The 24,181-nt window shown below is 62.3% G+C and carries 24 protein-coding genes; 9 read left to right on the forward strand and 15 right to left on the reverse strand.

Annotation, left to right across the window (positions count from 1 at the left end):
• Window positions 1-330 precede the first annotated feature (330 nt).
• Entirely contained in the window at window positions 331-2,082 is a 1,752-nt protein-coding gene (locus DSOUD_RS01045) for a DUF2339 domain-containing protein (protein WP_198300348.1), read from the forward strand.
• A 112-nt stretch (window positions 2,083-2,194) separates the two neighbouring features.
• Here DSOUD_RS01045 and DSOUD_RS01050 read toward each other — a convergent pair whose 3' ends face one another.
• The 14 genes from DSOUD_RS01050 to rsgA form a co-directional block, all read right to left on the reverse strand.
• Complete coding sequence (locus DSOUD_RS01050) at window positions 2,195-2,425, reverse strand: hypothetical protein (protein ID WP_053549255.1); 231 nt, start codon at window positions 2,423-2,425, stop codon at window positions 2,195-2,197.
• A gap of 70 nt (window positions 2,426-2,495) precedes the next feature.
• Window positions 2,496-4,349: a cytochrome c3 family protein gene (locus tag DSOUD_RS01055; protein ID WP_053549256.1), complete on the reverse strand. Its 1,854-nt coding sequence runs from the start codon at window positions 4,347-4,349 to the stop codon at window positions 2,496-2,498.
• A 287-nt stretch (window positions 4,350-4,636) separates the two neighbouring features.
• Window positions 4,637-4,903 (reverse strand): ATP synthase F0 subunit C, encoded by a 267-nt coding sequence (atpE, locus tag DSOUD_RS01060; RefSeq protein WP_053549257.1) that lies wholly within the window; start codon window positions 4,901-4,903, stop codon window positions 4,637-4,639.
• Between the two features lie 68 nt (window positions 4,904-4,971).
• Window positions 4,972-5,667 carry a F0F1 ATP synthase subunit A gene (atpB, locus tag DSOUD_RS01065; protein WP_053549258.1) on the reverse strand — a complete coding sequence of 232 codons (696 nt, stop codon included), beginning with the start codon at window positions 5,665-5,667 and terminating at the stop codon, window positions 4,972-4,974.
• A 16-nt stretch (window positions 5,668-5,683) separates the two neighbouring features.
• Complete coding sequence (locus tag DSOUD_RS01070; protein WP_082350993.1) at window positions 5,684-6,067, reverse strand: ATP synthase subunit I; 384 nt, start codon at window positions 6,065-6,067, stop codon at window positions 5,684-5,686.
• Complete coding sequence (locus tag DSOUD_RS01075) at window positions 6,042-6,248, reverse strand: AtpZ/AtpI family protein (RefSeq protein ID WP_232426478.1); 207 nt, start codon at window positions 6,246-6,248, stop codon at window positions 6,042-6,044. The genes DSOUD_RS01070 and DSOUD_RS01075 overlap by 26 nt, the downstream gene beginning before the upstream one ends.
• Before the next feature lie 111 nt (window positions 6,249-6,359).
• Window positions 6,360-7,121, reverse strand: coding sequence for an RNA methyltransferase (locus tag DSOUD_RS01080; RefSeq protein ID WP_053549261.1), 762 nt, complete (start codon window positions 7,119-7,121; stop codon window positions 6,360-6,362).
• Window positions 7,122-7,157: 36 nt separating this feature from the next.
• The gene (locus DSOUD_RS01085) at window positions 7,158-7,754 is read right to left on the reverse strand and encodes a DNA-3-methyladenine glycosylase I (protein WP_053549262.1); all 597 of its coding nucleotides are present in this window, start codon (window positions 7,752-7,754) and stop codon (window positions 7,158-7,160) included.
• A gap of 11 nt (window positions 7,755-7,765) precedes the next feature.
• Window positions 7,766-8,950, reverse strand: a complete 1,185-nt coding sequence (rpsA, locus tag DSOUD_RS01090; protein ID WP_053549263.1) for a 30S ribosomal protein S1 — start codon at window positions 8,948-8,950, stop codon at window positions 7,766-7,768.
• A 71-nt stretch (window positions 8,951-9,021) separates the two neighbouring features.
• On the reverse strand, window positions 9,022-9,669 hold the full coding sequence (locus DSOUD_RS01095) for a DUF502 domain-containing protein (protein ID WP_082350994.1): 648 nt from the start codon (window positions 9,667-9,669) through the stop codon (window positions 9,022-9,024).
• Between the two features lie 439 nt (window positions 9,670-10,108).
• On the reverse strand, window positions 10,109-10,315 hold the full coding sequence (locus DSOUD_RS01100; protein ID WP_053549265.1) for a YwbE family protein: 207 nt from the start codon (window positions 10,313-10,315) through the stop codon (window positions 10,109-10,111).
• Between the two features lie 9 nt (window positions 10,316-10,324).
• Window positions 10,325-11,959 carry an ABC-F family ATP-binding cassette domain-containing protein gene (locus tag DSOUD_RS01105; RefSeq protein ID WP_053552248.1) on the reverse strand — a complete coding sequence of 545 codons (1,635 nt, stop codon included), beginning with the start codon at window positions 11,957-11,959 and terminating at the stop codon, window positions 10,325-10,327.
• A gap of 175 nt (window positions 11,960-12,134) precedes the next feature.
• The gene (locus DSOUD_RS01110; RefSeq protein WP_053549266.1) at window positions 12,135-12,617 is read right to left on the reverse strand and encodes a GreA/GreB family elongation factor; all 483 of its coding nucleotides are present in this window, start codon (window positions 12,615-12,617) and stop codon (window positions 12,135-12,137) included.
• A 41-nt stretch (window positions 12,618-12,658) separates the two neighbouring features.
• Window positions 12,659-13,579, reverse strand: coding sequence for a ribosome small subunit-dependent GTPase A (rsgA, locus tag DSOUD_RS01115; protein WP_053549267.1), 921 nt, complete (start codon window positions 13,577-13,579; stop codon window positions 12,659-12,661).
• Window positions 13,580-13,743: 164 nt separating this feature from the next.
• On the opposite strand from rsgA, the gene DSOUD_RS01120 reads away from it, so the two are divergent.
• Genes DSOUD_RS01120 through DSOUD_RS01135 form a run of 4 tightly spaced genes read left to right on the forward strand, consistent with a single transcriptional unit; the run spans window position 13,744 to window position 17,777 of the window.
• Window positions 13,744-14,214, forward strand: a complete 471-nt coding sequence (locus DSOUD_RS01120; protein ID WP_053549268.1) for a (2Fe-2S)-binding protein — start codon at window positions 13,744-13,746, stop codon at window positions 14,212-14,214.
• Window positions 14,211-16,391, forward strand: a complete 2,181-nt coding sequence (locus DSOUD_RS01125) for a xanthine dehydrogenase family protein molybdopterin-binding subunit (protein WP_053549269.1) — start codon at window positions 14,211-14,213, stop codon at window positions 16,389-16,391. The genes DSOUD_RS01120 and DSOUD_RS01125 overlap by 4 nt, the downstream gene beginning before the upstream one ends.
• A gap of 11 nt (window positions 16,392-16,402) precedes the next feature.
• Entirely contained in the window at window positions 16,403-17,251 is an 849-nt protein-coding gene (locus tag DSOUD_RS01130) for an XdhC family protein (protein ID WP_053549270.1), read from the forward strand.
• The gene (locus DSOUD_RS01135) at window positions 17,166-17,777 is read left to right on the forward strand and encodes a nucleotidyltransferase family protein (RefSeq protein ID WP_082350996.1); all 612 of its coding nucleotides are present in this window, start codon (window positions 17,166-17,168) and stop codon (window positions 17,775-17,777) included. Before DSOUD_RS01130 ends, DSOUD_RS01135 begins: the two co-directional genes overlap by 86 nt.
• A gap of 10 nt (window positions 17,778-17,787) precedes the next feature.
• On the opposite strand, the gene DSOUD_RS01140 is transcribed toward DSOUD_RS01135, so the two are convergent.
• Complete coding sequence (locus DSOUD_RS01140; protein ID WP_053549272.1) at window positions 17,788-18,690, reverse strand: class I SAM-dependent methyltransferase; 903 nt, start codon at window positions 18,688-18,690, stop codon at window positions 17,788-17,790.
• A 177-nt stretch (window positions 18,691-18,867) separates the two neighbouring features.
• On the opposite strand from DSOUD_RS01140, the gene DSOUD_RS01145 reads away from it, so the two are divergent.
• The 4 genes from DSOUD_RS01145 to DSOUD_RS01160 all read left to right on the forward strand — a co-directional run bounded on the left by DSOUD_RS01145 (window position 18,868) and on the right by DSOUD_RS01160 (window position 24,165).
• Window positions 18,868-19,857, forward strand: a complete 990-nt coding sequence (locus DSOUD_RS01145; protein ID WP_232426479.1) for a rhomboid family intramembrane serine protease — start codon at window positions 18,868-18,870, stop codon at window positions 19,855-19,857.
• A gap of 154 nt (window positions 19,858-20,011) precedes the next feature.
• Window positions 20,012-21,715 carry a sensor domain-containing protein gene (locus DSOUD_RS01150; protein ID WP_053549273.1) on the forward strand — a complete coding sequence of 568 codons (1,704 nt, stop codon included), beginning with the start codon at window positions 20,012-20,014 and terminating at the stop codon, window positions 21,713-21,715.
• Window positions 21,716-21,971: 256 nt separating this feature from the next.
• On the forward strand, window positions 21,972-22,805 hold the full coding sequence (locus DSOUD_RS01155; protein ID WP_053549274.1) for a class I SAM-dependent methyltransferase: 834 nt from the start codon (window positions 21,972-21,974) through the stop codon (window positions 22,803-22,805).
• Window positions 22,806-22,986: 181 nt separating this feature from the next.
• Entirely contained in the window at window positions 22,987-24,165 is a 1,179-nt protein-coding gene (locus tag DSOUD_RS01160) for an OmpA family protein (protein WP_082350998.1), read from the forward strand.
• Window positions 24,166-24,181 lie beyond the last annotated feature (16 nt).

Below are 24,181 nucleotides of genomic sequence, written 5' to 3' on the forward strand. Positions count from 1 at the left end.
TTCGCCGGGTAGTTGTCCAAGTATTGGTCCTTTTATCGGGAAGTCAACCCGTTGCCGGGAGTGGGAATGGGATCCGGGCTCGGCCCCGGAAAAATATTTCTTTCGAAAAAGTATAGAACACTGTTATCCTGAAGCAAAACAAAATTAGATTAAATCGACATAATGCCTTTGGTTTTTTCCCTTGACGGATGGGTATGGAAAGGAGATACCCTGGAATTCCTCTGGATTAATGGTCGTCCTATGGTAGTCTTCGGTGATCAATAGAACCATGTTTGTCTTAACGGCGATGGGGGCGTCATGACAAAAGATCGTGACTCAATGGAAGGTCGCGTGGCTCGGCTCGAGGAAGATGTGCGCCAGCTGAAGGAACGCCTGGCATTTTTGGGGGAAGTCCGGCCGGCTGCCGCTCCCCCGCCCCCCCATCGCCTCCCCTCCGCAGAAGAGGAGGATACTTCGGAGGAGATCCTCTCCTGGGTCGGTGAAAAGGCCCTGCTGCCGCGCATTGCCACCCTCTGTTTTCTGCTGGTGGTCGCTCTGGCTCTACGCACAGTGACCGATGGCGGACTCTTGGATAGCCAGGTCGGCGCCGTGCTTGGAATGGTGTACGCCTGTGCCTTGATGGGTGCCGGAGACTACAGTTATCGCCGGGGGAGTCCGCTGGCCCCGGTATTCACCGTCTGCGGAACCCTCCTTCTGTGCAGTGTCGTGGTCGAAACCCACGCCCATTTCGATGCTCTGCCCACGGCTCCTGCCTACCTGATTCTCGGGCTGGCCGGAGGTGGGGCTGCAGCGATCGGCTTTCTCCATCGCATTGCTCTTCCGGTCTTTGTCGGGACCCTGGGAATGACCCTGTCGGCACTGGCCATCGATTACCCCCATCCGAATTTTGCCAGCCTATCCCTGATCCTGCTTGGAGCCAATTTGCTCGGGACCTTTGCGACAAGGCTCGAGCGCTGTTCATGGCTGCGCTGGATCATTCTGGTACTGACGCTGCTGGTGCTCCAGGTCTGGGGGATTAAGTTGGAATTCTTCCTGAATCGGCAGACGTCGCCAGCGATCCCAGCGGATATGATCGGATATTTGCCGCTGCTCGCTGTTTTTTCCATGGTCTATCTCGGCTCGGCATTTTTGGGCATTCTCAAGGGCGCCCAGGGGCGGGTGGCCCGATTCGACGTGGCTTTGCCGGCGATCGCGGTGAGTTCGATCTTTTTAATGACCCGGAATGTCTTTAGCGCCGGGCTGGGGAGCGAGACGGCACTCGGTTGGGCAGGGGTCGCTGTCGCCTTGCTCCTGGGCGCCCTTGCCGTCGCCCTCGGATCCCGTTTTCTTGTCGGGGCTCCGGGAACCAATGCCTTTACTACGGCGGCCGCCATCCTTTTTGCCTTGGCCGTCCCCCTGGTATTTGGTCAACTCCTGGCGGCCCTACCCCTGTTGTCTGCTGGGGCTCTCGGGATCTTCTGGCTGGGCGGACGTTGGCAGAGCGGCGGCGTGAGGGTGACATCCTATCTGTTGCAGATCTATGCCTGCGGCGCCCTGGTTTTCGAATTGCGGAGGATCGAGGCCCCGGCGCTGTCGTGGATGGGCCTGGGCGCTGCGGCTGTCGTTGTCTTTTGCGGTGTCTGGCATTATCGCTGTGCGCGGCGCCATGCGCCCCCGGAGAAATCGGCCTTTTTTTCCGGAATTGATCCGGAGGACCGTAGCGCCATTCTCCTGCTTCTTGCGGCTCTGTCCGGAGGCTTTTTTGCCCTGCGGGTGGTGATTTTTCTGGCAATGAAAGTCCTCGGAATCGATGATCCCGGGGCCTTCACCTGCTACCAGAGTGTCCTCGTCAATCTTTCGGCCATCGGTCTGATGCTGGCTGCGTTTCTGCGCGGCAGCAAGGAACTGCGAAGCGTGGCCATTCTCCTGATGGTGATCGGTGGCGGCAAGGTCCTTTTCGGCGACATGATCTCGACGCGAGGGCTCCCCCTGGTGATCAGCGTCTTCTCCTTCGGTCTGGCCGCGGCGATCGAGTCGTTGCTTCTCGGGCGATGGCCGCGGTCCGAAAATACGATATCGGGCAGGGAAATGAAAGAAACCTGATTCGGGGCCTTAGGGGATGATCCGGTTATTCTTATCCATTTTGTACATGGATTAAAAAAGGGGAAGCCCAATGGCTTCCCCCGGAAAGGAATTTGAGGCGAGGAGACTGCGGTCAGGCCAGGCTGCGGTTGCGGAGAATCCTCATGACCAGGACACCGAAGATGGAGAGGATCAGGCCGAGGCAGACAAAGAGATAGCCGAGACTCCTGCCGTCTCCCCAGCCGAACAGATCCGAGCCCTTCATGAAGAAAATCAGGGCCAGGCCGCCGAAGGTGGCGATTCCACCGACCAGGTAGATCAGGAGGGCCAGTCCACCAAGGTAAATCCCGCAATCCACTTTCATTATCAATCTCCTGTAAAAACGGGGGAGGCATATTTGCCTCCCCCATTTTTTCTCCTACAGTCGGACCAGATCAGTGGGATCCGGTGAGGAAGGCAAAGATCATCAGGGCCAGACAGCCGAGGCCGGTGAAGAGAGCCAGGAAGCCGAAACCCTTGAAGAAGAAGTCATAGGCGACCCCGCTGACCTTGGTGGCGATGACTTCTTCGGGCATCCCTTCCTTTTCATAACGTTTCCACTGGTCGCCTCGCTCCTCGATGAATTCCTCCTTGGCGATCTGGCCATTGAAGATAACGAAATCCATGGGGAATTTCTCCGGACGGCCGTGGGTGTTGAAAAAATGCACGGTGAAGATGAAACCGGTGGCCAGCAGCGCTTCGTCCGAATGGATGATTGTGGCGATGTTGAAGGCCCAGCCGGGGAGGAGGGCGCCGAAGAACTCGGGGAACCAGAGCATCAGGCCCGAGCCGCCGATGGCGAACATACCCCAGAAGACCGCGAGAAAGTCGAATTTCTCCCAGTAGGTCCAGCGCTCGAAGGTCGGTTTCGGACCGCGGAAAAAGAACCAGCGGACCATGGCGGTGATGTCGCGGATGTCGCGGAAGTTCGGGCACAGCGAGTCGGGTCCGAAGAGCCGCTGCAGGAAGTTCCCTTTGATGTCCTTGCGGAGGACGAGAAAGTCAAGGCTAAGGAGGAGCGCTCCGGCGAAGTAGAAGAAGGTCAGAACGGCACAGGCCCGGTGAATCAGGCCGGCGTTGTAGGTTCCGCCCCAGAAATCCATCAGCATATGGGCCCACTGCTGGCTGGCGAATTTCAGAGGGAGTCCGGTGAGAGAGAGGCCAAGGAAACTGATGATGACGGTCATGTGGAGGAGAACGTGGCGCCTCTGGAAGCGGCGGTATTGCTTGTGACCCTCGGTGACGACCGGATGGAGGCGCCCTTCATGGTGCGCTTTGAGCTTTTCACGGTTTTCGACGAAGCCGCGGAACATCCAGAGCAGGGAGTGGATCCAGAAGACCCCAAAGGTGCCGACCAGCAGGCCAGTCATAGCAATGAAAGTCCAGTAGAGGAGCGGATAATTCTCGCGGTCGGTGTATTCGCCGTGGGGGTAGTATTGAACAAAGGCAGGGGTGGATCCGGGGTGGCACTGGGCACAGGTGGTGACGAGATTGGCGGGATTGACGCTCGACTGAGGATCGCTTTCGGGAAGAACCGAATGGGCCGTATGACAGTCGGCACAACCTGCGGTTTTGTCGGGGAAGCCGAGGCTGTAATTCTTGCCGTGGTAGCTTTCCATGTAGGTCTTGACGGCGACGTTGAAGACGCCGTTGCGTGCCATCATCTCTTCGTTGCTGTGGCAGGTCATGCAGACCTTGGTGTGGAATTCCCGGTTGGCATGGGAGTCGGGGTCGCCAAGGGCGTTGATTTCATGAAGGTTATGGCAGTCGTTGCAGGCCGCCGAGTCCTGGTTCCCCTCGGCCAGCGCCTTGCCGTGGGAAGAATTGCGGTAGACTTCTTCGGCGTCGTGGCACTGTACGCACTTGTCCACCACCTTGCGCTTGTCGCCCTTCCAGGGGGTCAGGGTGTGAATGTCGTCGTGGCAGGCGGCGCAGGTGATGTCGTTGAGCATGTGGACGCTCGAATAGTGCTCCGCTGTTTCCTTCTTGTGGCAACGGACGCACTTGACCGGTCCGGGGATCAATTCGCCGTCGGAGTGTTTGTCGAGATCGGTGATCTCCACATGACAGCTTGTGCAGGCATTGGCCGCATGAACGGAGTTGGAGAAATCGCTGGCGGAGACCACATCGTCGTGGCATTCCAGGCAGGTTTCCGGGGCAATCCCCATGGATTCGGCAGCCTGCGCCGCCGGGGTCAGAAATGACACCAGACAGACCAGGGTCAACAAGCGCAACAGGTTTTTCAGCATTAGTGCCTCCTTGATAAAAAAATATTTCGGGATAGTATCATTTGTCTCCAGCAATGAACAAGAGCAAATTGGATTATTGCAAGGAGTGCGCCCGAGGAGAGCTTCAGGAATGGCCGGGGTTCCGTGGGCGCTGGGAGGTCGACCTGGCGAGGAGGGGAGGAGGAATGCGGGGAAATGACGGAGCGAAATGACCGGGCAGGGCAAAGCTGAAGCTGCGGCGGGGAGAAGAAAAAGAAAAAGGGTGGTTCCCGAAGGAACCACCCTTTTTTCTAGCGGTCGCTTAATCCTTACTTGCCGGCCAATTCCATCACCTGGGCGGTGAAGGGGTTGGCGAACAGGATGATCATGGCCACAACGAAGACGTAGATGGCCAGAGACTCGATCATCGCCAGACCGATCATCATCGTGGTCAGGATTTTACCGCTGGCACCGGGATTACGGGCCACGCCCTCGACGGCGGCTTTAATAGCGAGCCCCTGGCCGAGACCGGTACCGAAAGAACCGATGGCCATGCCGAAACCGGCAGCGATCATACACCATGCAAAAAATTCCATTTTGTTTCTCCTTCCTGAGAGTTGTTGTTCCTATACGGTATAGGACCTTGAAATTCGCCGCAGCGAAATCAGTGAGCTTCCTCGAGGGCGCCGGCGATGTAAATCATGGCCAGCAGACTGAAGACAAAGGTCTGGATGCAGGCGACCAGCACCCCCATGAGCATCATCGGCACCGGCAGCAGAAAAGGGACCAGGGCAAAGAAGATCATCAGGACGATTTCATGGCCGTACATGTTGCCGAAGAGACGCAGCGACAGGGAGAGGGGGCGCGCCAGGTGGCCGATGATCTCGATGATGAACATCAGGGGGGCCAGCACCAGGATCGGTCCCATGAAGTGTTTCAGATAGCTGAGGCCGTGTTCCTTGAACCCGATGATGTGAGTCATGGCGAAGACGGTCAGAGCCAGGGCGAAGTTGGTGTTGAGGTTGGCGGTCGGTGGGTAGAAGCCGGGGACCAGTCCCACCAGGTTGGACACCAGGATAAAGAGGGCGAAGGTGGCAATCAGAGGAAAGTACGTCTTCCCCTTGGGGCCCATCGTTTCGTCGATGAGATTCTCGATGCCGCCGACCACGACTTCCATGAAGTTCTGGGTGCCGGTGGGAACGACCTTGATCGCCCGGGAGGCCAGGAAGGCGATGGCAATGAGGACCAGCATGACCAGCCAAGTATAAATAACCGCCTTGAGGCTGTCAGGGTTCTCGATCAGACTTTCGAGATGCAGCTTGTGGGCGAGCCACTCAAGCAAGAGAAAAGGGTGGGTCATGAAACGGTCTCCTCGTTCAATACGATCGCTTTATGGTGGTCCAGAGAATGTTGATGACAACAACCGAGAGCCCTGCCGCCAGCCCGACAGGATGGACCTTGACCACCGTGATAAGGAGCAGCAGGGCCACGGCCAGGCTGCCGAGTCGAATAATGTAACCGAAGCGAAACTTTCGGCCTCCCCCTGCCTGCGGGATCTCCAGAAGCTGCCGCAGGGACCGGTGCAGCCAGTAATAGCCGCCGATGGCCACCAGTCCCCCTCCGAGGATGCCGAGGGTGACCGCGGCTGAACGCCAGGGGAGGGAGGCCAGGGTCAGAACGGCGAGAATGATCCAGTTGCGCCGGGCGATTTCTCCCAGCAGATGGTCGTCCCGGTCACTCACCGTTCTTGCTGTTCTCATCCTGCTGGCGCTTCAGTTCGCGCTCGGTCAGAATATAAATATTGCGAAACCCCGAGACGATGCCGAACCCGAGAAAGATCAGGGTACACCAGGGGCTGCTTCCCAGCCAGCGGTCGAGGTAATATCCCATGGCCAGACCGATGAAGGTCGAGGCGACCATGGAGATCCCGACGCTGGACATGAAACCCAGACTTTTAAATAGTTCGCGCTTGTCTTCGGCCATAATTACAATTGCAATGCTTGACAGGGGGGAGCGAAACCCGACTTAAGTAGCACAGGAGCCCGCGGTGTGTCAATCGGTTTTTGGGCCTCCCCCGCCGCGTTTTCGGCCGCGCCAGTCGTTGATGCTCCATTCCAGCTGACTCCACATTCCGCGGAGCAGGGCGAGCTCCTCCCGGTCGGGACGGGCCCGGTGGAGGATCTGACGCAGGCGGTTCATGGACGCTTCGGGGCGACTCGGATTGAGAAAGGCGATTCGGGTGAGGACCTCTTCCATCTGGGCGAAAAGCCCCTGGTATTCCCCCTGGGTCGGGGTTTTGCTCTCCTCCCCCCCTTCACCGGAGGGGTGACGCCCCAGCTCGAAGAGGAAAAGAAGAACGGCCTGGGAGAGGTTGAGGGATCCGACCCCTTCGGCGGTGGCGACGGTGGCGGCATGGGAGCAGAGAGCGACCTCCTCGCTCGTCAGCCCGGCGTCCTCCCGGCCGAAGACCAGTCCGAGCTTCCCTGCCGGAGGGAGGAGGGACTGCAAGGGCGGAATCTGGCCGATGTCGAGAAGTTCCCCCCGCAGTCGTCCCCCGCGCCGGGTCGTGGCCACCGTGATGTGAAGGTCGGCAATGGCGGTGGAAAGATCTGGAAAGAGCCGGGCCTGGCCGAGGAGGTAATTGGCCCCGACGGCAAATTTGCGCGCCTCGGGGTGGAGGTGGGCGCAGGGGTTGACCAGACGCAGGTCGCAGGCACCGAAATTGGCCATGGCCCGGCAGACCATGCCGATATTGCCGGGATTCTGAGGTTCGACGAGAACGACGGCGACCTGTTCGAGGGAGGGGGTAGGCATGGCAGGGTGTGAAATGTCCTTTGCTGGGGAAGCCCGTCAGTAACCGGCGAGGATTTCCTGCCGCCGAAAGCAGCCGAGGGTGTGGTCGTTGACCATGCCGACGGCCTGCATGTGGGCGTAGCAGATGGTGGGGCCGACGAACTTGAAGCCGCGCTGGCGGAGATCACGACTCAGGGCGTCCCCTTCGGGGCTGGTCGTCGGATAGTCGGCGAGGGATTGCAACTCATGAACGATCGGCCGGCCGTCGACGAAACCCCACAGGTAGGCGTCGAAGGAACCGAAGGCCTCCTGTATGGCGAGAAAGGACCGGGCGTTGCCGATGGCGGCTTCGATCTTGGCCCGATTGCGGATGATGCCGGGATTTCCCAAGAGCGCAGCCACCTCCCGTTCGTCGAAGCGCGCCACCTGGCTCGGATCGAATCCGGCGAAAGCGTGGTGGTAGTTTTCCCGTTTGCGCAGCACGGTGTACCAGGAGAGGCCGGCCTGGGCGCCTTCGAGGGTGAGGAATTCGAAGAGGAGGCGGTCGTCGTGGACCGGCACTCCCCACTCTTCGTCGTGATAGGCGAGGTAGTCGGGTTTGGAGAGGTCGACCCAGGGACAGCGGCCGATTTCCTTGCCGGATGAATTTTTCATGGGTCAGTTCCTCAGCGCCTTTTTTTTCGGTTCGCTCCTCCCTTGAGAAGGTCGGCCAGCGTTCCCATCCCCGCCCCGCCCGGCTCAACGAAGGAGCTCGGTCCCTCCTCGCCGGCGCTGGCCGGTATCAGGGAGATGCGCCGCTCTTGAAGGTCGAGTTTTTCGATGGTCACCGTCAGTTTCTGGCCGACCTTGAGGACCTCCTGCGGATGTTTGATGTGGCGCCCCTCACCGAGGCGGGAGATGTGCACCAGCCCGTCGATCCCCTCTTCGAGGGTGACGAAGGCGCCGAAGGGGGCGAGGCGCGATACGGTCCCGGTCAGGGTGGCGCCTTCGCGATAGGTCGAGCCGACCTTGCTCCAGGGGTCGGCCAGGGTGTCGCGCAAGCTGAAGGAAAACCGCTCCTTGTCCCAGTCGCAGCTCTTGACCGCCAATTCCAGTTCCTGGCCGACGTGAAGCACTTCGTCGACCCTTTCGACGCGGCCGTAGCCGATTTCCGAAATCGGCAGGAGTCCCTCGATGGCGCCGATGTCGACGAAGGCGCCGAAGTCGCGGATGGAGGTCACCACCCCCTTGACCAGATCCCCCTCCTTGAGGGTCTGGCGCAGTTCGGCGCGCCGGGCTCGCCGCTCCTCCTCGAGAATCTCCCGATGGGAGACGACGACGTTGCGTCCCTGTTCGGAGAACTGGGTGATTTTGAAGGGGAAGGTCTGGCCGAGGACCTCTTCGGGATTTTCGACCCGCCTCAGGCCGAGCTGGGAAAAGGGGCAGAAGGCCCGGACGGCCCCGGGGAGGCGCACTTCGTACCCCCCCTTGATTTCCTTCTCGACCCGGCCGTCCACGGGGATGGCGCTGCGCCAGGCTTCCTCCAGCTGTTCCGTCCCTGTGGCGCCGCCGCCGATGCGGGTCGTGAAGCGCAGTTCCCCTCCGCTACGGGAGAGAAAGTAGGCGCCGACTCTGTCGCCCACGGCCGCCGTCAACTCCCCTTGGGCGTCCTGCAGCTCGCGCACGTCGAGGACCCCTTCACCCTTCTGGCCGACGTCGAGAAAGACCCACTCCTTGCCGATCTGCAGTATGGTCGCCTGGATTTTCTGTCCCGGTTCCAGAGGTGCGGCGGCACTCAGGCTCTGCTCGAAGAGTTCGGCAAAGCTCTCGTCTTCGCTTGTGTCAGCACTCTGGTCCTTGTCGTCAGTCATGGCGCAATCCTTTGAAGGGGTAAATGGTCAGGGGTGCCATTATAGACATTTTACGCCGGGTGTAAACGTCTTCAGGGGATGGGGCGGTGTTTCCCCTTTTCCTGGAACATGCCGCCGGTGACGACAAACCCCATGGCCCGGTTGGTGGAAATGTCGATGGGGCGGACCGCCGAGCGCGGCACGATGAGGGTGTAGCCGCCGATCTGATAACTCAGCGGCAGGTAGACGGCGATTTCGTCCTCCTTACCCATACCTTGGGGGAGGTCGCGAAAGTCGCTGCAGGTGACGAACCCGATCAGGCGCATCGGCACCCCCCCCATATTCATCTCCAGCGCCACGACCTGGTGAAATTCCCGGCTCTTCTTCTGGGCGAAGAACCCGATGAAGTCCTTCACCGAGCCGTACAGGGTCTTGACCACGGGAATACGGTTGAGGGCCTCTTCACCCAGGCTGAGGATGCGGCGAAAGAGGAAGGCGTTGACGAAGAGGCCGAGGCAGAAGATCAGGAACATTCCGACCAGAAGCCCCATCCCCGGGAGATACCACCCCTCGGGGAGAACGACCTTGATGGCGTTGCCGAGGATCGTCTCTGCCGAACGCACCAGCCAGTAGAGGATGTAGAGGGTCAGCGCCGAAGGGAGGATGGCGATCATTCCCCGGACCATTATTCCGGAGAGCCACTGGCCTGCTGTCTTTTTTTTCGGGGGCGGAGAATCCATTTCGGTCGTCTCGATCTGGTAAGGGGTGGGAAATCAGCGGGACCACGGATAAATTGTAATCCTGGGGGCGTCAAAGTAAAGCGTCATCTCTTCTGCGGTTCTGAATGGTTTGGTGAAAGGTCGGGGCAAGGCCTCTCTTGTGCCGGGGGGCTCCCGTTCGTCGCAAAAAAACTTCCCGTGCGGGGTCCCTTTACAACGCCCTTCTCCGTGGTAACCTGAAAGCAACTCGAAGACAAAAGGAGGAAGAGATCATGACCCTCTCCGAGCCACCGGGCCGCGAAAGAACCGCGCCAACAAAAAATTAACTCAATATCCGAGGTGACATTTCTCGGACACAAAAAACCCCGGCGAAAAAGGCCGGGGTTTTTTTGTGTCCGGAAGTAAATAATAAGGGCGGCGACGGGACCGATGACAGGTTCAAATTCATGAGCATGTCTCCTCAGGGTCTGCCGTTCTCCGCCGGCCCCTTGACCCTGCCGACCTGGCCGTCGCTGAGCCGCACCTTGATGCCCCGGGAGTGGAAGGGGGCGCTGGTGAGGATGTCCTGGACGATTCCGCAGGTCAGCCTGTCGCTCTTCTGGTCCTTCTTGAGAACAATATCGACCGCCAGTCCCGGGCGGATGTCGCTGCGCTGTCGCGGGTCCATGGTCGTCTCCTAAAGGTCGAGCTCGCCCCGTCCCTGGGAGAGGGCGGCCCGCTCGGCGGTCACCCGGGGATCGTCGAGGTAATCTTCAAAGGACATGACCCGGTCGATAATCCCCCCGGGGGTGAATTCAACGATGCGGTTGGCCACGGTGGAGACGAATTCGTGGTCATGGGCGGCAAAGAGAATCACCTCGGGAAAGGCGATCAGGCCGTTGTTGAGGGCGGTGATCGATTCAAGGTCGAGGTGGTTGGTCGGCTCGTCGAGGATCAGGGTGTTGGCCCCCTTGAGCATCATCCGCGACAGCATGCAGCGGACCCGCTCGCCGCCGGAGAGGACGCGGGTTTTCTTGGTGGCATCGTCGCCGGAGAAGAGCATGCGCCCGAGAAAGCCGCGGGCAAAGCTCTCGCCGTCGCAGGGGGGAAACTGGCAGAGCCATTCGATGAGGTTGTAATCGTTGTCGAAGTAGGCGCTGTTTTCCTTGGGAAAGTAGCTGTGGGTGATCGTTACCCCCCAGCGGACGGTGCCGGCGTCGGGCTTGAGCTCTCCGTCAAGGATCTGGAAAAGGGTGGTCTTGGCGAGGCTGTCCCCGCCGACAAAGGCGATCTTGTCCCCCTTGTTGACGATCAGGTCGAGATTTTTCAGAACTTCCACTCCGTCGACGGTCTTGGAGAGGCCGGTGATCTCGAGGATGATGTCGCCGCAGGGACGTTCGGGCTTGAAGACCACAAAGGGGTACTTGCGGGAGGAGACGGGCATTTCCTCGAGGGTCAGCTTGTCGAGAAGCTTCTTGCGCGACGTGGCCTGCTTGGCCTTGCTGGCGTTGGAGGAGAAGCGCTGGATGAATTCCTTGAGCTCGTTGGCCTTGTCGGTGACCTTGCGGTTTTCGTCCTGCTTCTGCTTCAGAGTCAGCTGGCTGGCCTGGTACCAGAAGTCGTAGTTGCCGACATAGACAGTGATCTTGCCGAAGTCGATGTCGGCGACATGGGTGCAGACCTGGTTGAGGAAGTGGCGGTCATGGGAGACGACGATCAGGGTGTTCTGGAAACGGGAGAGGAAGTCGTCGAGCCAGGCGATCGACTTGAGGTCGAGATGGTTGGTCGGCTCGTCCAGGAGGAGGATTTCCGGGTTGCCGAAGAGGGCCTGGGCGAGGAGGACCCGGACCTTGTCTCCCCCTTCAAGCTCCTTCATCGTCTTGTAGCGCAGCTCTTCGGGGATGCCGAGACCGTTGAGGAGGACCGCGGCCTCGGATTCGGCCTCATAGCCGTTCATCTCCGAGAATTCGGCTTCGAGCTCGCCGGAGCGGAGGCCATCCTCCTCGGTGAATTCGGGCTTGGCGTAGATCGCCTCCCGCTCCATCATCAGCTGGTAGAGGCGCTTGTGCCCCATGATGACGGTATTGAAGACCGTTTCCTCATCGAAGGCGAAGTGGTCCTGACGCAGCACGGCGATGCGTTCGCCGGGACCGACGGAAATCTCGCCCCGGTCGGCTTCGATTTCGCCGGCGAGAATTTTGAGAAAAGTCGACTTGCCGGCGCCGTTGGCGCCGATGAGTCCGTAGCAGTTGCCGGGAATGAACTTTATGTTGACGTCCTTGAAGATGACCCTCTTGCCGTAGGAGAGGGCGACATTGTTGGCGCTGATCATGATCGTTTCTTCCTTTGTTGAAAAATAAAAAACCACAGGGGTGAATCCCTGTGGGTCACATGCTCCTTATTAATAACACTTTTTCCCCCGCCGCGGCAATCCCTTTTTAAGGGCGGGTTGCTGCCGGGGCGGCAGATCCTTGAACCCGGCCTCCATTTTTCGTCGATATCGCCCTTCAGCCCACTGCAATGATCTCATAGTCGCGCATCGTATCGCCGACCCCCGTCGTCACCTGGTCCCCCTCGATTCGGCCGAGGAGCTCCTGCCCGAGAGGGGAGCTGGGGGTAATGACGATGATTTCCCGGTTGCCGTCGAAAACCTTCAGGCCTCCGGCTTCCGGGCCGATGAGGACGGTCCGGAATCGCCCGTCCTCCCCTTCGAGAGTGACCAGGGCGCCGAGGCGGATCGGCTCCCCGTCGCCGAAGGGACGAAGTTCCAGAGCCTTGTAGCTTTCCAGGGCCATCCGGATCTCCTGGGCGCGATTGGCCTGTCCCTGGGCGACGTAGGATGCTTCGAGGGCGAGGGTTTCATACTCGTTGTCGGGGAGGTTTTCCGCGTTGGTCGCCGCTTCGTGGGCAGCGCGGGCGGCCTGGAGGAAAAGTTCGAGATCGGCGGCGAGCTGTTCGATGATCCGTTGCCGGAGGGGTTCTTTATCCATGGTCGAAAGAGGGTTCCAGGGCTGTGGCCGGGGGGGCGGAGTTATTTTTTCCAGTCGCGACGGCGGCTCGTCTCTTCGTCGGACTCGACTTCGTTGAGGATCTCCAGGTAGGCCGCGTAGCGATCGGCGGGGACCGTCCCCCGGGCGACCAGTTCGGCTACGGCGCACCCCGGCTCGCTGCGGTGCCGGCAGTTGCGAAAGCGGCAGCTGTTTTCGCCGAGGGCTTCGAACCCGGGGAAGTGAAGGGAGAGATCGTCGGTGCTGATGTCGACGAGACCGAAATCCCGAAAGCCGGGGGTGTCGATCAGTTCCCCTCCCTTCTCCAGGGCGTTGAGGGTGGAGACGGTGGTGGTGTGGCGTCCGAGGCCGTATTCGCTGATCTCACCGACCCGCAGGTCGATCTCCGGGCAGAGGACGTTGAGAAGGGAACTTTTGCCGACACCGGTGGTCCCGACGAAGGCGCCGCGGTGCCCCTGGGCAAAATAGAGACGCAGTGGTTCGAACCCCTGGCGGAGGGCGGCGCTTAAGGGGAAAATCGGCAGGGTCGTTCCGTAGCAGTTGCGAAGTGCTTCCAGCAGTTCTTCGGCGCCGGGGAGGTCGCACTTGTTGACCACGACAAAGGGGAGAAGTCCGCCGCTGCGCGCCGCGACGATGGCCCGGTCGAGAAACCCCGCCGGCGGGACGGGGATTGGGGCGACGACGATACCGAGGACGTCGAGATTGGCGCCGACGAGGTGGACGCCCCCCCGGGTGTCCCGGCGGCGCAGCTCGCTGCGCCGCGGGTGGCGATGCAGTACTTCGTCGCACACCGTTACTCCGTCGCCGACGACGTGTCCGGAGTTTCGTTTGACCCGCACCCGCGCCTGTTCGCCGTCGTCGAAGCGGACCTCGACCGCTACCCCGAGGTGGGCGACGATGACCCCTTCCCGTCCCGGGGAGGGGTTGCTGCCTGTATTTTTCAAAGGGGGCTCCTCGGCGGATGGGGGGACTGCTGCGAGGGTAAGGCAGCCGCCGATTCTTGTCAATACGCCTGATGGGTGCTCCGTTGCAAATGCGGTGATTGCCGATAAACTGGATCCTGTTCTTTTCCTCAAGCCCCTTTTCGGAAGCATGTCAAGGAGGTCCGATGATTACCCTCAATGTCAACGGCCAGACTCATGAGCTCGATATCCCCCCCGATGCCCCTCTCCTCTGGGTGCTGCGCGAGAAGCTGCAGCTGACCGGAACCAAGTTCGGTTGCGGTCAGTCGCTGTGCGGCGCCTGCACCGTCCACGTCGACGGCGAGGCGACCCGCTCCTGTGTCACGGCGGTGAGCGAGGTGGAAGGGAAGAAGGTGGTCACCGTCGAAGGACTGGTTCCCCGGTGGATGGATCCGCTGAAGGAGGCCTGGCTGGCCGAGGAGGTCCCCCAGTGCGGCTACTGCCAGCCCGGACAGCTGATGGCGGCGGCGGCGCTGCTGGTGAAAAATCCGGAGCCGAGCGATGCCGAAATCGATGCGGGAATGTCCGGCAACATCTGCCGCTGCGGCACCTATCCGCGGATCCGCAAGGCGATCCGCCGTGCGTCCAGGTCGGCGGCCGAGGGGAGGGGCGTATGAGCGAATCGGTCGATATCCGCCGCCGGGAGTTTCTTCTCGCCAGTGCCGCCGTCGGCGGCGGACTGGTCCTCGGATTCTACCTGCCGCCGCGCGGCGGGGTGATCGCCGCCGCGGCCGCCGAACCTGCCTCCGTTACGCCGAGCGCCTGGCTGCGCATCGCCGCCGACGGCACGGTGACGATCATCGTCGCCAAGTCGGAGATGGGGCAGGGGGTCTATACCTCCATGCCGATGCTCATCGCCGAGGAACTGGAGGCCGACTGGTCCCGGGTGCGCATCGAGCCGGCGCCGGTGGCGGACGTCTACAACCATACCGTCTTCGGGGTGATGGTCACCGGCGGCAGCACCAGCGTCTCTTCTTCCTGGGAGCAGCTGCGCACTGTCGGTGCGGCCGCCAAGCAGATGCTCATTGCCGCAGCTGCAAAAAAATGGGAGGTTCCCGTCTCCGAGTGCCGGGCCCGTGAGGGCCTCGTCAGTCATCCCGGCAGCGGCCGCTCCCTCGGCTTCGGGGCCCTGGCCGAAGGGGCGGCGGGCGAGCCGGTCCCCCCCGTCGTGGCTCTCAAGGATCCCGGGGATTTTCGCCTCATTGGCCGCTCCCTCCCCCGCCTCGATTCACCCGCCAAAGTTGCCGGCACCGCCGTCTTCGGCATCGACGTCCAACGACCCGGGATGCTGGTAGCGGTCGTTTCCCGCCCGCCGGTCTTCGGTGCCCGTCTCAAAAGTTTCAAGTCCGAGGCGGCCCGCAAGGTGTCGGGAGTCCGGTCGGTGGCTCAAATTCCATCGGGAGTCGCCGTCATCGCCGAAGGCTACTGGCAGGCGCTCAAGGGGCGCAAGGCTCTGGAGATCGACTGGGAGGAGGGAGAAGGCGCCGCTCTTTCCAGCGAAGGACTGCGGGAGGCGTACCGTGCCCTCGCCGAGACGCCGGGGACGGTCACCCGCAGCGAAGGGGATGCCGGTGCTGCTCTGGCCGCGGCGCCCCGCACCCTTGTCGCCGAGTACGATCTCCCCTACCTGGCCCACGCCGCCATGGAGCCCCTCAACTGCGTGGTGGAACTCAAGGACGACTCCTGCGAGATCTGGACCGGGACCCAGTTTCAGACCGTCGACCGCAACGCCGCGGCGAAGGCCGCCGGGCTCAAGCCCGAACAGGTGCAGATCCACACCACCTATCTCGGCGGCGGCTTCGGCCGTCGGGCCAATCCGGCCTCCGATTTTGTCGTCGAGGCGGTGCATGTCGCCCGGGCGGCCAGGGCGCCGGTGAAGGTCATCTGGAGCCGTGAGGACGACACCCGCGGCGGCTGGTACCGCCCCCTGTGGTACAGCCGCCTGCAGGGGGGTCTCGACGAGGGGGGGACGCCGGTCGCCTGGAGCCACCGCATCGTCGGCCAGTCGATTCTCAGCGGCACCCCCTTCGAGCAGGCGGTTGCCGCCCAGGGATTCGACGGCACTTCGGTGGAGGGGGCGATGGAACTCCCCTACGCCATCCCCAACATACGGGTCGATCTCCATTCCCCGACCCAGGTGGTGCCGGTGCAGTGGTGGCGCTCCGTCGGCCACTCCCACACCGGCTTCGTCGTCGAATCCTTCCTCGACGAAATGGCCCATGCCGCCGGGCACGACCCCTACCGCTTACGGCGCCGTCTCCTCGCCGATCACCCCCGCCATCGCCGCGTCCTCGACCTGGCGGCGGAAAAGGGGGGATGGGGAGAAAAACTCCCCCCGGGGAAAGGACGAGGTCTCGCCCTGCATCACTCTTTCGGCTCCTATGTCGCCCAGGTGGCGGAGGTTGCCGTCGATGAGAAGGGGAGGATTCGGGTCGAGCGGGTGGTCTGCGCCGTCGACTGCGGCCGGGTGGTCCATCCTGACACGGTGCGGGCGCAGATGGAGAGCGGCATCGTCTTCGGGCTTTCGGCGACCCTCTTCGGCGAGCTCACCCTGGAAAAGGGGCGGGTGCTGGAATCGAATTTCCATGACTATCCGGTGCTGCGCCTCGAGGAAACTCCGGTCATCGAGGTGCACCTCGTGGAGAGCAGCGAAAAGCCGACGGGGGTCGGCGAACCGGGAGTGCCGCCGGTGGCCGCGGCGGTGGCCAACGCCGTCTTTGCCGCTGTCGGCGCCCGGGTGCGCCGCCTCCCCCTCCTTCCGGAGCGGGTTCTGGCCGCCCGCCACAGGTCCTGAGAGGGAAACCCATGGACGATGCCAAACTCTACGAAGAAATCCTGCGACTGAAGAGGGAGGGCGTCTCCGCCGTGCTGGCTCTGGTGGTGGAGAGCAGCGGTTCGGCTCCCCGCAAGGCCGGAGCCAAGATGCTCCTGCAGGGGGATGGGCGCGTCTTCGGCAGCGTCGGCGGCGGTCTCCTCGAAACGCAGGCGCTGGAGGCGGCGCAAGAGGTCATGGCCACGGGGGAGTCCCGCCTCTTTTCCTTTTCCCTGTCCGAGGAAAACGGCATGGTCTGCGGCGGCCGGGTGGTCCTTTATCTCGAAGCCCTGCGCCCCCCTCCCCGGTTGATCGTTGTCGGCGCCGGACATGTCGGCCAGGCGCTGGCTGCTGCCTCCCGACCTGCGGGATTTGCCGTAACCCTGGTCGATCCCGTCGTCGGCGGCAGCCCCCCCCGGGTGGCGGGGTTTGCCGCCGCCGATCTCACCTGCCCGGCGGCGGAAGTCTTTCGGGAACTGCCCGTCGACGACAGCAGCTATATCGTCGTCGCCGCCCCGAGCCATCGGGACGATTTTGCCGCAGTGAGCGGCGCTCTCGAAACCTCGGCCACCTACATCGGCATGCTCGGCAGCCGCCGAAAACGGGAGGCGTTGCGCCTCCATCTCCAGGAGTCGGGATTTTCGGAGCAGGCCATCGCGCGGGTCGTGACCCCGGCTGGCCTGGCGATCGGCGCCCAGACCCCCGGGGAGATCGCCGTCAGTATTCTCGCCCAACTCATCGAGATCAGGAGGATCCATGGCGCAGCCGGTCGCGGCACTTATTCCGGCGGCGGGGCGCTCGCGCCGGATGGGGCGCTGCAAGGCGCTCCTCCCCTTCGGTGACCGATGCGCCATCGAGCGGGTCGTCGCCACCCTTCAGGCCGCTGGCATCGAGGAAATTCTCGTCGTTCTCGGACCGACGGGGGGAGAAACGGCCCGGGTCCTTGCCCCGACCGCGGTGAGGATTGTCTGGAATACGAATCCCGACAGCGACATGGCCTCTTCGGTGCGACTCGGCCTGGAGCACCTGAGCCCCGGCGCCGGCGGGGTGATGGTCTTTCTCGCCGATCACCCACTGGTCGGTGTCGCCACCGTGAAAGCCCTCCTTGGGGCCCATTCCCTTTCGCCGGAAACGATTCACATCCCCTGCCTGGGCGGTAAAAAAGGACATCCCGTTCTTTTCCCCCGCGCTGTCCTCTCCGAAATCCGCACCCTGTCCACCCTGCGTGACGTCTGCCGAAAGGACCCCGCGCGGGTCGATCTTCTCCCCGTCGACGACCCTGCTATTCTCCATGATCTCGATACCCCGGAGGCTTACCTCCGGGCCCTCGCCTGGTGGCAGGCTGCGGACGGCGGCGCTCCCCCCTGAAAAACCGGGTTCAGGGGAGGGCGTAGTGAAGGAGGATGACCCCTTTGCCCGGTTCGGCTTCCGGGAAGTCGGGGCCCGGCTCCAGGGAGCCGAGGATTCGGGCTTCGGGGAGGATTTCCGAGAAAAGGAGGGTGAGAAAATCCGCAGGGAGATGGGGTCCGTTGAGGCAGGCGAGAACTTGACCTCCGGGAGCCAGAAGTTCGGGGAGACGCCGGATCAGTTTCGGCCAGTGGCGTTCGGCGGTGAAGCTCTCTCCCTGGCTGGCTGGCGGGTCGCAGATCACCAGATCGAAGGGACCGAGTTTTCGCAGCTTGCCGAAGCTGCGGAAGAGCTCGAGGGGAAGAAAATGGGCACGTCGCGGGTCGAAACCGTTGATGCGGTGGTTGAGTTTGCCGAGTTCCAGCGCCCCCCGGTTCATGTCGAGATTGACCACATGGGCGGCGCCTCCGGCCAGGGCCGCCAGAGAAAAACCGCAGCTGTAGGCGAAGAGGTTGAGCACCCGTTTGTTCACCCCCAGTTGACGAACGAGGGCCCGTCCGGCGGCCATGTCGGGGAAGAAGCCGACGTTCTGGGAGTCGCCGAGGCGCAGGCGGAAGCGCAGCCCCTCTTCCACGGCCTCGAGTTCGACCGGCAGGGTCCCGTGCAGGAGGCGGCTCGGAGCCCCGTGCAGAAAGCGCTCCTGCAGGAGGATGGTCTCCGGCTCCTGCGGGAGCTCGGCGCGCAGCAGGGCCGTCAGTTCATCGAGCCAGACCTGCCGGCGCTCACGGTAAAGAATCACCATGATCAGCGGCGGATAGGCGTCGATGGTCAGGTCGCTGTAACCCTCGAAAGAGTGCCCCCGGCCGTGGAAGAGGCGGCGCGCCTCCCCCGCCCTGGGGAAATGTTTGCGGATTTCGTTGCGGATGGTTTCCATGGCGGGGATTGTGCCAGATCGGGAGCTTTTTGACCAGCGGGAGGTGTAGGGGAGGGGAAAAGGGAGAGGGTCGGTTGCCTGCCGGATCCCTCCAGAGGAAGGGGACCCCCGGGCGCCGGGTACGACGGAAAATCTCACCCTTTTCGGCCGGCCCTGCAGAAGAAATGAAAAACGGGGATGACGGCAGCCGGGGAATCTGCGATCCTTGACTCCATGGAGACCAGGGATGACATGGACGATGGGGGGGAGAGGTCCTGGCTGGGTATTCCCAGGGACTTGGGCGGCGGCAGCGCCGCTGACGACCTGTCGCCGGAGGCGGCTCGGCGCTGGGGGCAGGTTCTGGCGGCGCGCCGTATCCCCTGCCGCACCGAGCCGAGTCCCTGCGGCTTTCGGCTCCTGGTGCCGCCAGCCCTGCACGCTGCCGCCCTTGAGGAGCTGCGTCTCTTCGAGGAGGAAAACCGTAACTGGCCCCCTCCCGAGCCTCCGACCAAGGGGCGTGGGGGGAGCCCCTTTGCCCCCCTCTCCGTCCTGATCCTGCTGGCGACCTTCCATAACCTCACCCTCCTCGATCTGCACCTCTTCGGCTTCTCGTCCCCCGACTGGGGGGCGCTCGGCAATGCCCACGCCGGCCAAATCCTCGCCGGCCAGTGGTGGCGGCCCCTGACCGCCCTCACGCTCCATTCCGACGGGGTGCACCTTCTCGGCAATATCGCTCTCGGCGCCCCCTTTATCGTTCTTCTCTGCCGCGACCTCGGCTCGGGCCTCGCCTGGACCCTGATTCTTTCCTCCGGTGCTCTCGGCAATCTGGCCAATGCCCTCCTGCAGCTCCCGGATCACCGCGCCGTCGGTGCTTCGACGGCGGTCTTCGGAGCGATCGGGCTTATCGCCGCCCTCTCTTTGCGCCGCCGGAAACACCAGGTTTCGTGGCGCCCTCTCCTCCCCGTCGCCGCCGCCCTGGCGCTCCTTGCCCTGCTGGGGACCGGCGGCGAGGGGACCGATCTCGGAGCCCACCTCTTCGGCCTTGTCAGCGGGTTTTTTCTTGGCCTGCTCAGTGCCCGCCCACTTGACCGTCGCGGGCGTCCCGGCCCCTGGGGGAATCGGCTGCTGGCTCTGGCCAGCGCCCTGGCGGTTCTCTCTTCCTGGGTGGGGGCTCTGCTGCTGGGGTGAGCGGGGAATCAGAAAATAGGGCCATCCCCGGGAGAACCTCCGGTATCCTCCGCCGCCGCTATTGACATTGGTCCCTTTTAAGGTGAAATGGGAGGACGTACGGCGGGAAAATTTTTGCCGAAGAGAGCGCGGGGCCATCGGGGGTGGACGGGTCATGAGGGAGCGGGAGGACGGACTGATCGCCGGGGGGGACGGCTACCGCGAACTGTACCTGCAGACGCCGGTGATGATGCACTCCATCGACAGCACCGGACGCCTGCTGGAAGTCAGCGACTTCTGGCTCGAGGTTCTCGGGTATGAGCGCGAAGAGGTCCTCGGGACCAAACTGACCCTTTATCTCAGTGAAAATTCCCGGCGTCTGGCCGAAGATACCTTTCTCCCCCAGTTTTTCAGGGTCGGTTTCGTCAAGGACGTCCCCTACCAGATGGTCAAGAAGAACGGCGAGGTGATCGATGTCCTCGTCTCCGCCGTATCCGAGCGGGACCGTCTGGGGAACATCCGCCGCAGCATGGCGGGAATTCTCGACGTGACCGAACGCAAGAAGACGGAGGAGGAGATCTATCGCCTCGCCCATTACGACCAGCTGACCGGGCAGCCGAACCGATTTCTGCTCCGCGACCGCCTGCATCAGGCCCTGGCTCAGGGAATCCGCGACGGGGAGGAGGTGGCGGTCTTCTTCCTCGATCTCGACCGATTCAAATGGGTCAACGACACCCTGGGTCACGCGGCGGGGGACGCCCTCCTGCAGGTCGTGGCCCGCAGGCTGACCGAATGCGTACGGGCGATCGACACCGTGGCGCGCATCGGCGGGGACGAATTCGTGGTGATTCTCTACGGAATTCTCTCCAGCGACGATCTGGCGGTCTTTGCCTCGCGGATTCTCGAGTCCCTTTCCCGACCCACCTGTCTTGAAGGGAAGGAGTTCATCGCTTCGGCCAGTATCGGCATCGCCATCTGCCCTGTCGACGGCGAGGACGAGGACACACTGCTGCGCAATGCCGATACGGCGATGTACGCCGCCAAGGAAGTCGGAGGGAACAGTTACCAGTTCTTCTCCACGGAGATGGCCGCCCGGGCCCAGGCCAAGCTCGGCATCGAATCGAGTCTGCGCCGGGCCTTCAACCACCAGGAGTTCTTCCTCGTCTACCAGCCCCAGTTCGATCTGCGCACCCGGAAAATCTCCGGGTTCGAGGCTCTCCTTCGCTGGGCCCATCCGACCGAGGGGACGATAGGGCCGTCCCGTTTCATCCCCGTGGCCGAGGAGACGGGGCTGATTATCCCCCTCGGCGCCTGGGTGCTGCAGACGGCCTGCCGCCAGGCGATGGCATGGCGTAAGGCCGGGTTCCCCCGCATGCGCATGGCGGTGAATATTTCCGCCCGCCAGTTCGCTCGTCCCGACTTCATCGATCTGGTGGAAGGGGTTCTCAAGGAGACGGGCCTTGAACCGGAATTGCTCGAGATCGAACTCACCGAGACCACGGTCATGGAAAGTATTGAAGAGGCGATCACCACCCTCACCGACCTGAAGATCCGCAAGGTCAATCTGGCCATCGACGATTTCGGCACCGGCTATTCGTCCCTGATTTATCTCAAGCACTTCCCCTTTGACCGCATAAAGATCGCCCAGGAGTTCGTTCGCAACATCCCCGGGGATCCGGAAGACAGGGCGATCGTCGAGGCGATTCTGGTGATGGGGCGCAGCCTGAAGCTTGCGGTGATTGCCGAAGGGGTGGAGAAGAAGGAGCAGCTCGATTTCCTGACCAAACGCCACTGTCACGAGATGCAGGGATATTATTTCGGACGCCCCGCCTGCGCCGGCGAGATTCCCGGTCGGATCATTTCTGGCGGGCTGCACTAGGAGTCGGGGAGGCGAGACGCGACAAAGCCGGCATGGGGAGGAGGCGCCCCGTGCCGGCTTTGCCGTGTTTCGTGTGTATCAATGAAGAAGGAGGTTTCGCCGGCCCGCCTGCCACAACAGGCCTTTGATGGTTTGGACTATACTGCGGCGACCCGGTTTGTGCCACGTGGTCATTGGTAAAAATTCGGGGCCGAGTCGCCGCCTGAGGGGTGTGCATTTGCACATCCCTGTAAACATGATGCGGAGAATAAATAAAATGTACGATTTCAGCCGATGCAAAATCTGCGCAGCCACCTCAGCGATCCCTGTGTATGCGCTGCGGGACGTCAGGATCTACGTCTGTCCGGCGTGTGGTTTTCACTATGCCGACTATCTCGACGGCGCTCCCCTGGAGACGGTTCCGGGTGAGGGGGCCCTGACCGAGGGGGGACGGAACTATATGGACAGCCGTTTAGATGAAAACCAGGTGCAAAACCTCAGCCGCCTGAATTTGATCAGACGATATTGCCCCCTGGCCGAGGCCCGATGTCTCGATGTTGGAGCCGGGGTGGGAACCTTCCTCGATCTCCTCGGCCGGCAAGGAGCCCAGGGCCACGGCATTGAGCCGAGCGCTCTGCGGCGGGAATTCGCTGGCGGGAAATACGGTATTTTGCTGAATCGGGAGCCGGTTGATAAACCCTTCTGGCAGGAAGGCTTTGCCGGCTTTTTCGATCTGGCGACCCTCTGGGACGTCATCGAGCATGTCGACTTCCCTCGGGAAACCCTCGCAGCCGTCTGGCGCCTTCTGCGTCCCGGCGGGATGCTGTTCCTCGATACCCCGTCGCGGGAGGCCCTCGATTATCGCATCGGCGAAATTTCTTACCGGCTCAGCGGCGGACAATGCCCCCTCTTTCTCGAGACGATTTACGCCCGTCTTCCCTACGGTCACAAACAGATCTTCACCGCAGGAGAACTGGTCGAACTTCTGAAGGGTCTCGGTTTCGAGATTCTGCAACTCGACAGCCGCCACGAGCCCCCCGCCCCCTCTATTTTCCATCGTCTGCGCCCCGGAAAAGGGATCGTGGTCGTGGCCCGCAAGCCGGAAAACTGACCTTCGCCACAAACCCGTCATGGTCATATCTTCAAGGTCCCCCGGGAGCCCGTGCCTCGGGGGACTTCTTTTTTGTTCAAAGGGATGACCGGTGCGATTGCGGTTACATTTTCCTCTGCTAATCTGGAGGCTACGGAAAAAGTAAGATTTTTCATTGGCCCGAAACCCAAGGAGGCTCGCCATGAGAAAACAGTGTCTGTGTTTGTTGTCGGCTTTTATTCTCGTACCCCTTGCCCTGTCACCGGCCTTTGCCGGGACACGGCAAGGGGCGCTGACCCTGTCGCCGATGGTCGGCGGCTACATCTTCGAGGGGCAGCAGAACATGGATAACGGACCGATCTTCGGTCTGGGGGTCGATTACGCCTTCACCAAGGCGTTGAGCGCCGAACTCTTCTACGGCTTCATCGCCAGCGAGAACGACGCCGGTCAGGATATCGACAGCCACCAGGGTCGGCTGGATGCCCTGTATCATTTCCGAACCGACAGGTCGCTGGTTCCCTATCTGGCGGCCGGTCTCGGCGGGATGGCCCTGGACAGCAATGCCCCCCAGGACGACACCTTTCTCCTCGACTGGGGGGTGGGGGCGAAGTATTTTTTCAGCGAAGACTGGGCCTTGCGCGCCGACGCCCGGCATATCTTTACCACCGAGGATTCGAACCACAACCTGGCCCTGATGGCCGGATTGAGCTACCTGATCGGCGGGACCCGGGCGCAGGCGGCGGCCCCGGCACCGAGGGATAGCGACGGCGACGGCGTCAGCGACAATCTCGACCGCTGTCCCGACACCCCGCGCGGCGTCAAGGTCGACGGGAAGGGATGCCCCCTCGACTCCGATGGCGACGGCGTGGCCGACTTCGAGGACAAATGCCCCGGCACGCCCCGTGGTATCAAGGTCGATGTCCGGGGGTGTCCGGTCGATTCCGACGGCGACGGCGTGACGGACGACCGGGACAAGTGTCCGGCCACGCCCAAGGGGGAATTTGTCGATGCCGACGGCTGTACCCTGAAGCTGACCTTGCACATCAACTTCGATTTCGACAAGGCGGAGATCAAGCCCGAGTTCGAGAAGGATCTCGAGAATGCGGGGCGCTTTATCCTCGAGCACAAGGACGTCCCCTATATCCTCATCGCCGGCTATACCGATTCGGTGGGCGAGGACGCCTACAACCGGCAACTCTCCGAGCGCCGGGCCCAGGCGGTCGTCGAGTATCTGGCCGCCAAATTCGACATCGACCCCCGGCGCCTGGCGGCCCGCGGCTACGGGGAGGAGCGGCCTGTCGCCAGCAACGACACCGAGGAGGGACGCTACGAGAACCGCCGGGTCGAGGTGATCTGCTGCGTTCTTATCCCCGAGGACTGACCGGGCAGGGCGGGTG

It is taken from the genome of Desulfuromonas soudanensis (assembly GCF_001278055.1).
GTDB classification, from domain to species: Bacteria; Desulfobacterota; Desulfuromonadia; order Desulfuromonadales; family WTL; genus Deferrimonas; species Deferrimonas soudanensis.

Bases quoted from the DNA above. Each gene is read 5' to 3' on its own strand.
- atpB (WP_053549258.1), bottom strand. From the start codon at position 5,667: ATGACCCACCCTTTTCTCTTGCTTGAGTGGCTCGCCCACAAGCTGCAT.
- DSOUD_RS01100 (WP_053549265.1), bottom strand. From the start codon at position 10,315: ATGGACCCGCGACAGCGCAGCGACATCCGCCCGGGACTGGCGGTCGAT.
- DSOUD_RS01050 (WP_053549255.1), bottom strand. From the start codon at position 2,425: ATGAAAGTGGATTGCGGGATTTACCTTGGTGGACTGGCCCTCCTGATC.
- DSOUD_RS01160 (WP_082350998.1), top strand. From the start codon at position 22,987: ATGAGAAAACAGTGTCTGTGTTTGTTGTCGGCTTTTATTCTCGTACCC.
- DSOUD_RS01145 (WP_232426479.1), top strand. From the start codon at position 18,868: ATGACGGCAGCCGGGGAATCTGCGATCCTTGACTCCATGGAGACCAGG.
- DSOUD_RS01140 (WP_053549272.1), bottom strand. From the start codon at position 18,690: ATGGAAACCATCCGCAACGAAATCCGCAAACATTTCCCCAGGGCGGGG.
- DSOUD_RS01155 (WP_053549274.1), top strand. From the start codon at position 21,972: ATGTACGATTTCAGCCGATGCAAAATCTGCGCAGCCACCTCAGCGATC.
- rpsA (WP_053549263.1), bottom strand. From the start codon at position 8,950: ATGACTGACGACAAGGACCAGAGTGCTGACACAAGCGAAGACGAGAGC.
- DSOUD_RS01080 (WP_053549261.1), bottom strand. From the start codon at position 7,121: ATGCCTACCCCCTCCCTCGAACAGGTCGCCGTCGTTCTCGTCGAACCT.
- DSOUD_RS01070 (WP_082350993.1), bottom strand. From the start codon at position 6,067: ATGAGAACAGCAAGAACGGTGAGTGACCGGGACGACCATCTGCTGGGA.
- DSOUD_RS01110 (WP_053549266.1), bottom strand. From the start codon at position 12,617: ATGGATAAAGAACCCCTCCGGCAACGGATCATCGAACAGCTCGCCGCC.
- DSOUD_RS01105 (WP_053552248.1), bottom strand. From the start codon at position 11,959: ATGATCAGCGCCAACAATGTCGCCCTCTCCTACGGCAAGAGGGTCATC.
- DSOUD_RS01075 (WP_232426478.1), bottom strand. From the start codon at position 6,248: ATGTCCAGCGTCGGGATCTCCATGGTCGCCTCGACCTTCATCGGTCTG.
- DSOUD_RS01135 (WP_082350996.1), top strand. From the start codon at position 17,166: ATGGCGCAGCCGGTCGCGGCACTTATTCCGGCGGCGGGGCGCTCGCGC.
- DSOUD_RS01085 (WP_053549262.1), bottom strand. From the start codon at position 7,754: ATGAAAAATTCATCCGGCAAGGAAATCGGCCGCTGTCCCTGGGTCGAC.
- atpE (WP_053549257.1), bottom strand. From the start codon at position 4,903: ATGGAATTTTTTGCATGGTGTATGATCGCTGCCGGTTTCGGCATGGCC.
- DSOUD_RS01130 (WP_053549270.1), top strand. From the start codon at position 16,403: ATGGACGATGCCAAACTCTACGAAGAAATCCTGCGACTGAAGAGGGAG.
- DSOUD_RS01055 (WP_053549256.1), bottom strand. From the start codon at position 4,349: ATGCTGAAAAACCTGTTGCGCTTGTTGACCCTGGTCTGTCTGGTGTCA.
- DSOUD_RS01120 (WP_053549268.1), top strand. From the start codon at position 13,744: ATGATTACCCTCAATGTCAACGGCCAGACTCATGAGCTCGATATCCCC.
- DSOUD_RS01095 (WP_082350994.1), bottom strand. From the start codon at position 9,669: ATGGATTCTCCGCCCCCGAAAAAAAAGACAGCAGGCCAGTGGCTCTCC.
- DSOUD_RS01150 (WP_053549273.1), top strand. From the start codon at position 20,012: ATGAGGGAGCGGGAGGACGGACTGATCGCCGGGGGGGACGGCTACCGC.
- DSOUD_RS01125 (WP_053549269.1), top strand. From the start codon at position 14,211: ATGAGCGAATCGGTCGATATCCGCCGCCGGGAGTTTCTTCTCGCCAGT.